Annotated in this window: 8 protein-coding genes; 2 read left to right on the forward strand and 6 right to left on the reverse strand. The window is 45.8% G+C overall.

Annotated elements, in window-relative coordinates:
- Positions 1-124: 124 nt before the first annotated feature.
- The 6 genes from GJR95_RS30850 to GJR95_RS30875 all read right to left on the reverse strand — a co-directional run bounded on the left by GJR95_RS30850 (position 125) and on the right by GJR95_RS30875 (position 12,421).
- On the reverse strand, positions 125-2,164 hold the full coding sequence (locus GJR95_RS30850) for a GSCFA domain-containing protein (RefSeq protein WP_162389521.1): 2,040 nt from the start codon (positions 2,162-2,164) through the stop codon (positions 125-127).
- A 103-nt stretch (positions 2,165-2,267) separates the two neighbouring features.
- Positions 2,268-3,800, reverse strand: a complete 1,533-nt coding sequence (locus GJR95_RS30855; protein ID WP_162389522.1) for a RagB/SusD family nutrient uptake outer membrane protein — start codon at positions 3,798-3,800, stop codon at positions 2,268-2,270.
- A gap of 42 nt (positions 3,801-3,842) precedes the next feature.
- A complete protein-coding gene (locus GJR95_RS30860; RefSeq protein WP_162389523.1) occupies positions 3,843-7,337 on the reverse strand; it encodes a TonB-dependent receptor in 3,495 nt (1,164 codons plus the stop codon).
- A 180-nt stretch (positions 7,338-7,517) separates the two neighbouring features.
- Complete coding sequence (locus tag GJR95_RS30865; protein WP_162389524.1) at positions 7,518-8,771, reverse strand: FecR family protein; 1,254 nt, start codon at positions 8,769-8,771, stop codon at positions 7,518-7,520.
- 192 nt (positions 8,772-8,963) lie between these two features.
- Positions 8,964-9,533 carry an RNA polymerase sigma-70 factor gene (locus tag GJR95_RS30870; RefSeq protein ID WP_162389525.1) on the reverse strand — a complete coding sequence of 190 codons (570 nt, stop codon included), beginning with the start codon at positions 9,531-9,533 and terminating at the stop codon, positions 8,964-8,966.
- A gap of 341 nt (positions 9,534-9,874) precedes the next feature.
- Positions 9,875-12,421: a galactose oxidase gene (locus GJR95_RS30875; RefSeq protein WP_162389526.1), complete on the reverse strand. Its 2,547-nt coding sequence runs from the start codon at positions 12,419-12,421 to the stop codon at positions 9,875-9,877.
- 533 nt (positions 12,422-12,954) lie between these two features.
- On the opposite strand from GJR95_RS30875, the gene GJR95_RS30880 reads away from it, so the two are divergent.
- Positions 12,955-13,770 (forward strand): helix-turn-helix transcriptional regulator, encoded by an 816-nt coding sequence (locus GJR95_RS30880; protein ID WP_162389527.1) that lies wholly within the window; start codon positions 12,955-12,957, stop codon positions 13,768-13,770.
- Positions 13,771-13,834: 64 nt separating this feature from the next.
- Positions 13,835-14,707 (forward strand): SDR family oxidoreductase, encoded by an 873-nt coding sequence (locus tag GJR95_RS30885; RefSeq protein ID WP_232540914.1) that lies wholly within the window; start codon positions 13,835-13,837, stop codon positions 14,705-14,707.
- Positions 14,708-14,718: the final 11 nt, after the last annotated feature.

The following is a 14,718-nucleotide window of genomic DNA, read 5'->3' on the forward strand; positions in this document are numbered from 1 at the left end:
GGCAACTACCGGCAAGCAACCCGGCAATGGCTACCCGGCGTATAGGTACAGTTGTCAATGTCGATTTAAGATTATTGGCTCTGTTAATTCGTTTTTTGAGCATGCTCATCGTACACTGGATTTTTTACTTGATTTGCGCCATCAGCGCCAGGGCATTTGGGTTATCAGCGTCTATTTTCAGGATTTTCAGGAGATACTTAGACGCTCCACTTTTGTTGTCCATGCGGTAGTAGGCATTGGCGATTTGGTTTATGGTAATCAGATTTGTCGAGTCTGTTGCATAAGCCTGTTTAAGCTGAACAACCTGTTCCGCATAGGCTTTCACAGGGTTCAGATTGAATTGCGAGGTGTTATTCTGGATGGCATAATCCAGATAGGGTATGGCCTCGGCAGGCCGGTCGAGCCTGAGATAGAGCACAAAGAGGTATCTGGCTTTGTCAAAAGAGGGCGCGAGGGCGAATGCCTTTTTAAAATAGAAAATAGCCTTCGCATCGTCTTTTAACTCGCCACTTAACATGGCTGCCTTTTCGTAGTAGCGTGCATCGGTTGGGTATTCGAGCACAAATGTTTCAACGACCTTTCGCGCTTTTTCTAATTCATGGTTATTGATGTAATAGTCATATAGCTGGCTGATGGCATCTGGCCATGCCAGTTGCTGAGACGTTACACCATAAGCCAGCTTTTCTTCCACTGTTTTAATGGAATAGGGATGCGAGGACATGACCTCACGAAAAGGCCAGTTTCGCTTCAGATTACTCACCTTGTAAAGCCCTGCTAATGAATCCACTTTCGTTATGGGCATTTCCTGAATCAATTGAGAAAAGCTCATCTCATTCTCTGTAGTGACCGCGATCAGCTTTTCTTTTTTCATGGCCTTGTAAAAGGCATCGGCCAACAATGCATAACCCATTAAGTCAGGATGGACGTGTTCCAGAATTAATTCGTCACCAATAATTTTATTTGCCGACTTTGCTTCAAATTCGATTTTTGCATTGACCAGATGAGCATTGCTATATTTCTGGCACAATTGGCTAATCAGCTCATTGAGTTTTTCGGGTGCTCTGAATCGTAAACCATCCAGATCTTTCGCGTTGGTAAAATAGGTTTTGGCCAGCCCGAAATTACCTTGTGCGTAGGCGGTTTTACCTAAATAATAAGTGCAAAGAGCGTGGGTGTTATTGATCTGGTTTGCCGCCTGAAAATACCTGTAGGCTTCGGCGTAGTTCTGTCTTGTAAAAGCGGCTACACCTGGCGTATAATTTCGGTTAAAAGCCGGGAGTTTAACGTTTTCGGTTGGGAAGCTGACAAACGGCTTTAAGTCCTTTTCGTTACTGACCAGATTGCTGACGAAAACAGGAATATTTCGTTTAGAAAGTAATTTTAGGGTTTCATCCATGTTGTGATAAAACTGTTCAATTCCCATCTGGTAAAGCGTTGATTGATAGGGGATTTGTTGCTCAGAAACCATGAGCTTCATGCGGGTTCCGCCGGTGTCGACTGCATTCCCCCCAATAGCGCGTTGTATTTGTTCGTAGGTGTTGGTTATTAGCTGCACAAGCCGAAACTGGCGCAGGTAAAGGATCAGGTTTACAAGTTCAGGGTTACTGCCTATCTTTTCGGTAGAGCCAACGCCTAAGGCTCCATAGTATTCGTTGTGGCCGGTATAAATCAGTACCGCATCGGGCTCATAATGAACGACTTCTTTTGCAAAACCAAATACGGTGTAGGAGTTAACAGCTGTCAGCGAAAGATTGATAATTTCAAAATTGCGATCAGGAAATGTATGGCTTAATCGATATTGAAGCCAGCGATGAAATGACCCGTTATGAAAATAAGGATAGCCAATTGTAGTTGATTCGCCAAGGATGAAAATTCGCAACGTATTTGGGTCTTTTTTCTTCTTAAATAATTCAATATTTCCGGTCGTTGCAATTTTTTGATTGGTAAAGTATTTCTTCGATGCGTCTGGATTTAGCTGTAAGAAATTTTTGTCTTCAGGTGATTCAATAAATAATCGTAAATCGTGCCCGTAATGAAAAAATTTAAGGGAAAATTCGAGAATATAGAGCAGTAGAATTGAGAATAAAATACTCAGTATTTTAAAGAATACGATCCTTTTAGGCGATTGTTTTTGTGCTGGCTTATATTCTTTTACAGAGCTCATTTGTAGTAAATCTATGCCGTAATAATTCGCCTATTCGTTGGAATCATATTTTGTAACTTCCCGAACGTTTAAACATTCGGGAAGTTGAGTAATAGTAAGCTAGTTAATACCCATCATTCTGCGTCCAGGCTGGGTTTCTGGCCATTTCATTCACGGGAATGGGAGCTAAGTACTTCTGACTGACGTTGGTGTTTGCCGGAATCGGATTTTCTAATGGACTTCGGGCCGCAATAATCTTTGGAAGTAATTGTAACCGTACGATATCGAACCAGCGTACCCCAAATTCACCTGCAAACTCGTAAGCTCGTTCATACACGACCGAATCCCTAAACGCCTGCGCCGACAGCCCTGATGTTAAGTTGGGTAGGCCGGCACGCTTTCTGACCTGATTGATAGCGCTATAACTGGCAGCGGTTGGCCCACCGGCTGCCATTGCTGAGGCTTCGGCATAGGCTAACAGAACAAGCGGATAGCGAATCACATCATACACTTTGTTGGTACTTGGATTGATGGCGTTAATGGTCGTTTCAGTTTCCGAGACTCCGTCGCCATTCAGACCGGCCCGAAACTTCTTGTAATAAGGGTGACCAGCGTGGGTTTCGGGCGAATCCCAGGGAACCAGCTTAAACGTTTTGCCATCGGGCTGGCGCAGCTTGATCGTCGTATAAAACGTTGCATCGGTCCGGCTGCACTTTGGCGCGTTTTTATAGAAATTGATTTCAGGATAATAATCATCCCAACCACTAGAGCCATTCGTAGCTACCTCGTCGAGTGGGACAGAGGATGAACCGGCACTCCGAAGCGGAAGGCCGCCACTCACATTATACTGAAAGCCGAAAATAGATTCGGGGCTGTTGTTTGTGGAAAAAACGGTAGCATATGCCGTATTTACATTGAATTGCCCCGATTGCATCACCAAATTTGCTTCGTCGGCTGCCAGCTTGTAATTGGTTTCCTGATTTAATGGCCAGCCCGTCATGTTTAAATACACATCGGCCAGTAGCGACCGTGCGGCCATTTGATTGGCCTTGCCCGGCTGACCTGGAAACGAAACGGGTAATAGCTCTTTCGCTTTCTGTAAATCGCTGATAATGGCGGCATAAACTTTATCGACGGCATCTCTGGGAGGTCGATCATTCACGTCAATCTGCGTCAGAATGATCGGTACGGGCCCAAAGGTTCTCACTAAATAAAAGTAGCCCAATGCCCGCAGGAAATACGCCTGACCCGCAGCCTGATTTTTCAACACGTCGGTTGAATTCACTTTGGCATAATTGGCAATCACGTTGTTGGCCTGGTAAATACCCTGCCAGGGCCCTTGCCATTGCGCCACCAGACTGCCATTACCGCTACCGCCACTTAAGCGATCGAACAGGCGAAAATCTTCTTTATTGAGGCCGGGATCAGTGGTGAAATCATCGGACCCGAAATAGGACGTACTTCGGTTCGTAAATCCCCAGGCACCATCGCGGGCAAACTGGATGTAAATGGCCGAAACAGACGCGTCCAGATCCGCCTGCGTTTTAAAGTAAGTTCCGGGCGTTAAGCTGCCTTTGGGGTCCTCGGTAAGACTTTGACAGCCACCAGTCAGAATCAGGACAAGGAATACGAGTATAAGTGAATATTTGGTGTTCATGATTATGTCTCTTAGTCGGGTTCTAAAACGGACAAACACTGATTACAGACCAAGCCGTAAGCCTACCGTATAGGTTCTTGGGTTTGGGATAACGCCCATTTCCAGGCCCTGGGTAATGGCATTGGTACCATTCGATACTTCCGGATCATAGCCTGGGTATTTGGTGATTGTGAAGAGGTTTTGACCACTCACATATACTTCGAGGTTACGAATCTTTGCCTTGTTGAGCAGGTTGTCGGGAATACGATACGTCAGCGACAGATTTTTCAGTTTCGTATAGCTGCCATCGTATACGTAGCGGCTGCTGTTGTTGAAATTCTTGCTGGTGTTGCTGAATGCCGGATTATCGGTCTGGTTGCTGGATGTCCAGATATTCAGCGCGTCGGTGGTTGTAGCGTTCCGTTGATCGCCCAGACCACCCCACAAATAAGCCAGAGTCTGCGAGTAAATCTGGTTGCCGTGCGTGCCCTGGAACATAAAGCTCAGGGTGAAATTGCCATAGCTTACGTCGTTGATAAATCCGAATGAATACTTGGGCGTACCGTTGCCAATGGGCATGCGATCGGCAGCCGTGTAAGCGTGGTCATTATTCACGTCAACGTATTTGGCATCGCCCGGTTTCATGCCAAATTGGGCGGCCTGATCGGCTTCACTCGTTTTCCAGGTTCCCAGGAATTGGTAGCCGTAAAACTCACCCAGCGGACGACCGACCCGCAGAATAGAAGCACTGTTGAGGGCAGAACCGACACCGTTTACGATAACATTGTCGAGGCCACCCAGATCGATTACCTTATTCCGGTTAAAGGAGATGTTGAAGTTGCTGGTCCAGCGAAGTTTACCCACCGAAACCGGCGTTCCACTGAGCGAAAATTCGAGCCCTTTATTCTCAACACTACCAATATTTCGGAGATAATTGCCACCACCCAGGTAGAACGGTGCCTGGTAGCTGTAGAGGAGGTTTGATATATTTTTCTGATAGACATCCGCCGTGAACCGTATACGGCCGTTTAAAAACGAAGCATCGATACCGGCGTCATATTGGGTTGTTGTTTCCCATTTCAGGCTGCTCGATACCGGTGCTCCCAGAGGTGTTGCAACGCTCGGTGTCGTGCCATCATAATAATAAGCCGGTTGGGTGCCACCTGTCGTAACCTGGGCAATAGTAGCGTAGGCTCCAACGGCCTGGTTACCGGTCTGCCCGTAGCTGGCACGTACTTTTAAATCAGAGAACAGCTTCGAGTTCTGCATGAAAGCCTCTTTGGATAAATTCCAGCCCAAAGCCAGCGAGGGAAATGTGCTGTATTTCTGCGTTAAGTGCGACGAACCATCCGTACGAACACTGGCTGTGAGCAGGTACTTGTCTTTATACGCATAGTTGACCCGACCCATGTACGATTGCAGGGCATCGGCCGAATAACCTGACGAAGTTTGCTGCGTTGTGCCCAGGCTTAAATTATAATAACCCAGCGCATAGGTCGATAAACTATTGGCTCGGGCATTCACGGACATCCCCTGTCCCTGCTGCTGTTCATAGAGTGCGGTTACAGTCAGGCCATGATCGCCAAAATTGGCCTTGTAGGTCAGGAAGTTACTGTTCTGGAAATTCCAGTTTCTGGAAGCATTTACCTGCGCATACAATACGCCATTACCCGTTCCCGGACCAAACAAAGTCTGATTAAAGGGCGATGATACCTGATAGGTCGTGTTTGTGGTAAACGTAAGTCCGTCGAGAATGCGGTACGTCAATATGCCCGTTCCGGCAAGGTTGGTATTCCGGCTTTCATCGAACTGGCTGGTCGCTCGGGCAACCGGGTTAAACTGAATTGAGGCATAGGGCGCTGTGAGGATAAACGCGCCCGTCTGATCGCGAACAGGGGAGGTCGGGTCCCATTCGGTTGCCTGCGTAAATGGGTCCGTCAAGTCGCCGGAGTAGTTGGTATTCCGGTTTTGCGGCAGCACCGCAGCCACGTTGAACTTGAGGTTTATCCGGTCATTGATCCTGGCATCGATATTGGCCCGTAAGGTCGTTCGCTTATAATACTGGTTGAGAATCAAGCCAGGTTGATCGAGGTAATTAGCCGACAGCAGGTATTTGACATTGGCAGATCCACCCGATACATCGAGCTGATAATTCTGTAACAACGGTTCCTGATGCAGTTCGTTTTGCCAGTCGGTGCCACCATTTGCCCTCAACGTCTGAAGTCGATCATCCGAAAAAGCGGGTGGATTTCCGGTCGATGTAAACTGCGTATTGACGGTACGGGCGAAATCGTAGGCATTCATCAAGCTCAGTTTTTTTGGCATACTGGCTCTACTGAACCACGTGCTGAAATTAACCTTTGCCTTTCCTTCCTGACCCGATTTTGTGGTAATGAGTACAACGCCATTTGATCCTCTGGACCCATAAATAGCTGTTGCAGAGGCATCTTTAAGGATTTCCAGTGATTCAATATCATTGGGGTTGATGGACTCGATGTTCCCGCCGATAAACCCGTCGATCACATAGAGTGGATCATTGGAGCCGGTGATGGAGTTTGACCCCCGTATCCGAACACTGAGACCACGCCCTGGCTGGCCGCTGCTGCTGGCCACGACTACCCCGGATGTTGTACCCTGCAAGGCTTGCTCAACCCGCACGAGTGGCCGTTTGGCAATCTCCTTGGCCGTTACCGTACTCGTTGCACCCGTAACATCACTTTTGCGTTGTTCGCCATAGCCGACCACCACAACTTCCTGCAAGCCACGTTCGCTAACCTTTAGGGTCACGTTCAGTGTGGTCTGTGTTCCGATGGGAACCTCCTGACTTTCGTAGCCGACAAAACTAAAGACCAGAATTGCTCCTCTATCGGTCACCTCAAGCTGAAACTGCCCTCTGGTATCGCTTGTCGTTCCTTTTTGCGTTCCTTTAACAACAATGCTTACGCCAGGCAAACCTTCGCCTTTTTCGTCGGTAACCCTACCGGTAATTGGGGCGAGCGCACTCTTGATACTCTGGACTTTGTCGGTCATTATATCCGACGTTTTTCTCTCCGATTCTGCACCTGGCTCCACTTTAAGCCCTATTCTTACTTCGGCCGTTTGTAGCGATAACGCATTCGTTCTGTTATCAAGCAGCGATTCTTCTTTTCGTTTGATAACAATGGTTTTGCTAACGATGGAATAACTCAGCGGCTGGTTTTTGAATAATTCATCCAGTACCGTTTCCAGGGTCGCATTTTTGAGGTGCAGGGACACCTTATTGCTTTTCGTCAGCAGCTCCGTTTGTAGAAAGAATGAGTAACCACTCTGTTTCTCAATCTTATCCAGCACCTTTTCGAGGGGAGCATTACGTTCATTAATTGAAATACGTTGACTATAACCGGCCGCATAAATATGCAGGCAGGCTGCCAATAAGAGTATGCCGGTAAAGTTGAGTCGCATAATCCATTTTCGTTTCATTCCAGGACTAATGTCAGCCAATCGGGAATTGATAGATTTCTTAAGTTGCCCCCACGGATCTGCCATGCATAGCCGTAGGTAAAAAGTAGAATAGTTCATACTTTTGTAAGAGTTTGGGGTTTAGTAAAAGCTTGTACGTCAATCGTTTTACATCTCTTCCTGTTTTTTACAGGTAGGTTATCCTAAGCTTCATGCCGGAAGTGCTCGCAACACGTTCCGGCTTTTTTATTAAGATAGCCTGTGGCTACTCCAGGCCTTGCCCAGACTGGCCATTGTCGATCATGATTTAACCGTGATTTTTCGTCCGTCCAGTTTAAAGTTTACACCACTTAATTGCAGAATCTGAAAAATTTGAGACAGGGGCACATCTCTGGAAATCTTACCTCTGAACTTTTTGTCCGGCAATTTTCCCTGAAAAGCCACCTCTACATCGTACCAGCGGGCTATCTGGCGCATAATCGTCGGTAAATCAGTGTCTTTAAATTGAAATTGCCCATTCTTCCAGGCCACTGCTTCTTCCAGATCGGCGTGGTCAATTCGATTAAGTCTGGGTCTGTTGCCTGACGCCAGCTGTGACTGTTCGCCTGGTTTTAGAATGATAGCCGATGCGCTTCCCTCGCTGACCGTTTTTGAAACACTAGGCTGTGTTTTGATAACTTTTACCTTTCCTTCGAGCAGCGTGGTTTTTATACTGCTCTCATCAGAATAGCTATTGATGTTAAAGTGGGTGCCTATTACCTCCACAACCTGTCCGGCCGAACGCACCCGAAACGGTATGGCTTCACTAGAGCCACTAGTAACGTGTGTTATTTCAAAATAGGCCTCCCCATTTAAGGCAACGGTTCGTTCCCGACCCCGAAACGTAGTTGGGTATTTCAGTGACGAAGCAGCATTCAGCCAAACCTTACTTCCGTCGGGAAGAATCACCCGGAATTTTCCTCCGCGCGGAGTAGTAATTGTATTATAGGATAGATCTGATTTTCCGTCGGGAGGTGTTTCCGCCGACTTCGAACCATCGTACATGATCTGACCATCAGCGGTTTTGGTAATGACCATATCATCCTGTCTCGCAATTTCACCATTCGTTGCATCGTCCAGAACTATTTGTGATGCATCGTCCAGCGTTAGTATTGCCTTACTTCCTCCGGGTAGAATGTCGGTTTGTTGGGCAACCTGCCTGGCAGGCTTTGACCGGAAGGTTAACTGATAAACAAATACGCCCGATATAATGATCACCAGGGCTGCCACGACAAGCCTGGCGAAACGACTACCTATATACGTAATTCGCCTGGATTTAGTAAATCCCGTTTCATTGGCTACTCTTTCCCAGGCTTCTTCTTTGCCTGATGTAGCAAACTGGTCGAACTCGTTGTTGAGATTTCCTTTTTCGGTCAGCTTTTCGAATAGCGCCCGGTTGTGATCGCTTTGCGCAACCCAATCATCCAGCTCCGCTTTTTCCTGAGAGGTTAGTTCGCCTTTAAGGTGCTTCGCAATCAGGTCCCCTTGTCTGAAATAGCCGCTATAGTCTTCCATAATGCTGCATTACATCATAGAGACACGCGAAGGAGGAAATAGGATAAAGGGGAGATAAATTTTAAGGAAATATTTTTTTGGATCAAGAAAAAATCAATAAAATCATAGTATAATGGTCTGATTTTCAGAGCTAATTAAAATGAATGACTAAGGCAGGATTTTTTGTTTTTTTTCTCATCGCTCCTGGTTACTCTAAAAAGAAACCGTGTCCAGGAGGAGTACCACGCCGAATAGTTCGGGCGAAAGGCTTACTTTTAGCAATTCGAGTGCCCGGTATTTTTGCTTTTTGATGGTATTAATCGAAATGCCTAATTCATCGGCTATCTCCTGGTTCTTCTTTCCTTCCAGATAGCTCATTACCGAAACGACGCGGTAGTTTTCTGGTAAAGCGTCGATGGCTGCGTGAAGTTCAGCGATGACTTCAGAGGAAATGATCGCATCCATAATGCTATGCTCCTCGGGCTCGTTCGTTCCCTGTTGCAGGAGGTAATCATCGACTACCTTACTGTGGCGTATGACATTAAGGCTGGCATGGCGAACGGTACTGTACAGATAGTTTTTTACTGCTACTTTATTGGCGAGGACGAAATCTCTTTCCTGCCAGTATTTGATAAATGCATCCTGTGCAATGTCCTGAGCCTGGGCCTGGTCTCGAACTAGTTGAAGGGAAAAATAGACAAGGCGGTCATAGAATTCTTTAAACAGGGCATCCAGCGCCAACTCCTCCGGCTTTTCTTCCGGATTACTGATCATTGAATACATTTTCCTGATAACACCCATCTTAAGAAAGATTCATGTTTAAGAATGACTTGGTTGACAAAGACAATCAGCACAATCTGTCGCTTATGTTCACCCAACCACAAAAACTAAACGAGTTTTAGGTATTCTGTTTAATCATTGCCTCCATGCTGAAATTGGCCAGCCGGGAGAATTAGACAAAATGAGTATTTTTATAGATTAATCTGGCGCAAATTAAGGAAGCTCCTCTTAAAAAAATCTTAATAAATGCTTAATTTGGAAGTAAATCGGGAGATTATAGGAAAAAAAGATGAAAACCGGCGATTGGCTTACGGGAGTAGGCCTGGAGACGGGAATAGAATACCCTAGTCCATAAACGCCGAAAATGACTGTTTATAGTCTTCACCATAAATGATCTTATAGTCTCTGGTAAACTTTTCGAAGGCATTCTTGGCCAAAGTATGCTTTCCCATTAATGCCAGTGATTTGCATTTCAGGATGATGGCATCTTCATTGACCGGGTCGTAGTAAAAAATGAAATTGGTTAACTGAATCAGAAACTCAGGATCATCATTGATATTCAGTTTATCCGCATATTGAAGGAACGTGTTGATAATGTTATTTGAAATATCCGCTTTAAAATCGTCCAGCCAATAATATTCAGTATTGAGTAAAAAAGAGCCTCGTTTAGTGATCTCCTCCAGTTCAATAATCGTTTGTTTCGTGAGCGTTGCTTTATTGTTGATGATGGCCATATAGCGCTCATAATCAACGTAAATCTGGTTAAAATCAAACAATATGTTCCAATAGCCCGACTCCTTTGAGAGCGAGCAGGGGCCAGCTTTTTCGAGTATACTCCTCAACTTGGCAATGTTGACCGATCGGTTATTGCTTGCATCCCGGCCTGACTTGTCGGGCCAGAGTATTTCATTGAGTTTTTCGGAAGGCACTCCCCGTTGCTTGCCAATATTGTTTAATGCCAGTAGCAAAAAAAGCTCTTTAAGTAGGGGAGTAAATAATTTAGTGATATCGGAACCTGAATGATCAAATACCTGAAAATTGCCAAAGAGATAAACACTTGCCCTGAACACAGGCTTGTCAACGAAATTGCTGGCAAGCGAAGGTTCGTCAACAGGCACTCCTCTGGCGGGTGATTGCTCGGACAGCAAATTTGGGTGAGGCCTCTGTGATTCCAACTGGCGACGCCGACGTGCATAGATGAGTACAAGCCCTCCTGCAACCAGACCAGCCAGAATCCAAAGCCAATACGTCTTGAAGGACTGCTTTTCAGCAGAAGGGGTAGGTTCCAGGGCATTCGGGGGAAAAGAAATCGTGTAAAGTTTTACATCTGTTGTATTCTTTATTGCAGCGGTATTCTTTTCATTTCGATAAAGCGTGACAGCAACTAACTGATGGCTGGTCGGGCAAAAGTACAGGTCTGAATAGGAATGCGTATCGTGAAACTGATACGGAATGGAGGTGCCCACCAGCTCATAGGTCGGTTTCGATAACGACCCACGAATAAGCTGAAGGTGTGATTTGAATTGTTGATTTGGAAAGATGAGCCCGTAGAAACGGTTTGATTTTGAATCAATGATCAGCGAGTTGGCAAACGCAAAGTCTGCTTTCGGAACGGGAAGCTCGTAAAGCTTTCTGAATGTGTTTTCCTTAACTATGTATTCCAGGAGGTCGTAAGTGCTTTTGGGGTTAAGCATTTGCTCGCCCGTCAGGCTACCGTATCCACCAATCAGATAGGCCGTATCGGCACCGGGTGTTGTGCCCAATGCCGCTAAATAACGGGGCGAATAAACATTCCCTTTGGTTGGGATCGTTTCCCATTTTTTGGTTGCAAAGTGATACCGATGAATACTGTTTTTATACGTCAACTGGCCGTATCCGCCCAGAATGTACAAGTCCGAGCCAGAACCCGCAATGAACTTATTAGCCTGCCAATACTCAGTTGCAATGGTATATTTAGGGGTAAGGGTCTCACTTTTCCAGCTTCTGGAAACAGAATCGAAGGCAGAGATGGATTTTTGATCTATGTAATAATTATAAAGTTTGCCGGTAGATGGATTAAAAATGGCCTGATTGCCCGGCAAAAAGCTCGGAGGAGAGTTTTTTTGCGGCAACGCTTCCCCCTGACGACTTCGGACAGAGTACCGATAGAGGATGTCGGAGCCGATTACATGTACCGTTTCTGAAGCAGGATCAAACGCTACACAGGCACTGCCATTTACCGTAAATTGTTTGGCTAATTTCCACTCATTATGCAGCGATTTGATCCAGATGGGATTTTTAACGGAAGCCGTTTGTCCCACAAGTTCATCGGTTGCTGTAGTGCCTTTCAACTCGTTTAAAGGCCAATGATACCTCCGTTTGCCATCTTCCGATATCGTTATATCTTTCAAATTCATGGGTGGCAAATCTTTGGATTTGAAATTCCTGAATTCATTGCCCCCGAAAAAAATTGTAAAGCAATCGCCTTCGCCGAACGGGACCTGGTCTCTGATAATCAGCTTGTTGTTGGCGTAGACGAGTATTGTGCTATTCTTTAGATCGATCTGTATTCTGAACCGATTCCAGTGGTCGAACAATTGAGCCGAGTCAATTTTTATGACGGACTTAGAAAATCGCTCCCCAATAATGATTTTAAAACTCTTCGATTTTTGTTCGTACAGTAAGTCAAGATTTTGCTTTTCATTCTGTATGATTCTGAAAATGTACCCAAAATAGGTTGTATAGCTTGAGGCCAGCGATAAGTCAAACGTAATGTCAACCGTTCCATTGAGGCATAAAGGCTTTTCTGGGGTAAGATTCAGGGAAGTACGATTATCCTGTATTTCTTCCTGCCCTGCAAAACGCAGCCCATACGATTGGGCTTTGAGGGTAATTGAAGCTATACAGAGCATAGTTATCGTATAAAAGCATAAGCGAAGTAGTATGCCGTAGTTTGATATAGTAAATCCTAATACCATTTTAGTTGTCGAGCCTTGACCGATCAGCAGGATACGGTAATCTACTCATTGCTTATGGCTTACTGCCTGTTCTGCAAGTTTAGGTTATTGGGGCTAATAATTTACCGAATGCTACTTATCTGACAAAACAGTAATTCATTTCGCTCTTTTGAGGAGAATTGGGGTAAATTAAGAAGAAAACCGCAAAGGATTGAACAAAATAATTGATTCGAATGCCAATAATTAAGTACTTGCTATTCGCAAAATTGCTCGACACTGCAATCAGTCGGGAAGCCACCGTATGGCGGTCAGAACGACTGAATTTAAAATGGATTCGGCCTATTTATATAAACCATACGGGCCAAGGCAACTATAGGAGCCGATTTCTGGTCTTTGGTATAGTATTTCCAGTCAAGTGAGTGTAGAGCTACCATAGCTGGGTTCCTGAAATTCAGGTATTGGCAGTAGGGTCATGACCGATAAACGTGATGATATACGAACAGATACTACCGCCCGACTATCTTAAAAATTATGTCCGTTATTTCTGGCGCCTGGAAAGTTTACCTACTGATACTGAGCCAAAAACCTTTAAGACGATTGTCGACGGATCGCCCGGTCTAATGTTGCAATATGCCGGTAACGGAACACTCTACCAGTTTGACAAGCAATTGCCCGACATTTTCCTGTATGGACAATCCACTTTGCCTACAGAAATCTCCTCCACCGAAGCATTCAGGACAATTGGGGTCTTTTTCTACCCGAATGCGCTGAAATCCATTTTCGGCCTCGATGCCCATGAATTGACCGACTCGTGCGTTGATTTACGTTTCCTGACTAGAAAAGAGGCTATTTTTCTGTCCGAAAATGTGCTACCTGTCTCCTCGCTATCCGATCAGATTGACTGGCTATCTGCTTATTTATTGCGGCTGATCGAGCAAAATAATACGCAGCAGGATACCATAATGGGCTATGCTCTGGCCCAGATAGCCCATTCAAAAGGCACTATTTCCCTGAAAGAATTACAGGATAAACTGAACGTAACCGAACGAAGCTTCGAACGAAAATTCAGGCAGTGGGTCGGCCTTTCGCCTAAGTTATATGCCCGAATCTGCCGTTTCCAGGCATCATTAGACCAATTGAGGAACAATGACTATGAAAAACTTTCTGACATAGCGTTCGACAATGGCTATGCCGACCATTCTCATTTTATCCGGACTTTTAAGGAATTTGCCGGATTCTCACCGGATCAATTTCGAAAACAGTCGAATGAGGTGGCTGAGAATTTCCCTGAACTGATTAAATAGCCGTCTGTCGGTTTTGTTCTATTTCACCGGTTGCTGCCATGGTAGTTTTGACCCGAAAACTCGAATGGAATTCGCAGAAACGGAACGAAAAATGAACAACACACAGGGAAGTACAGAGAAAAAAATCCTGATTTTAGGAGGAACCGGTAAAACAGGAAGCAGGGTTGCGCATCGGCTCACGCAACGCAATTGGCCCATTCGGATCGGATCGCGTTCGGGAGAGCCCGCATTCGATTGGCTGGATCAGGCGACGTGGGAGCTAGCGCTTCAGGATATCCATACCGTTTATATCACATTTCAACCCGATCTGGCTGTGCCTGGGGCGGTAGACAGCATTCGTTCGTTTGCCGAAACCGCCGTAAAAAATGGCACGCAGAAATTAGTCTTATTGTCGGGCCGGGGCGAGGAAGAAGCGGAGGAATGCGAGCAGGCCGTAATGAATTCCGGTGCCGAGTGGACGATTCTGAGAGCGAGCTGGTTTTGCCAGAATTTTAGCGAAGGTTACCTGCTGGACCCGATTCTGGGTGGGTATATGGCTCTTCCGGTCAGAAACATTGGCGAACCGTTCATTGATGTAGACGACATTGCTGACGTCGCTGTTACCGTATTGGCCGAGGCCGGGCATACGAATCAACTTTATGAATTGACTGGTCCGAGACTGCTAACCTTCGAGGAGGCTATTCGGGAAATCGCTACTACAACAGGACAATCAATTCAGTATGAGCAGATTTCTGGCGAAGCATACGTTGCCGCGCTCACAGAATATGGTGTGCCAAACGAGTATATAACGTTACTGACTTATTTATTTACCGAAGTCATGGATGGCCGGAACGCCACCGTAGCCAATGGAGTAGAACAGGTTCTGGACAGGAAACCAACCGATTTCGCCGAATTTATTCACAAAACAGTCGCCAGTGGTATCTGGGCCACTCGTTAGATGCTACTAGC

Source organism: Spirosoma endbachense (assembly GCF_010233585.1).
In the GTDB taxonomy this organism is placed as follows: Bacteria; Bacteroidota; Bacteroidia; order Cytophagales; family Spirosomataceae; genus Spirosoma; species Spirosoma endbachense.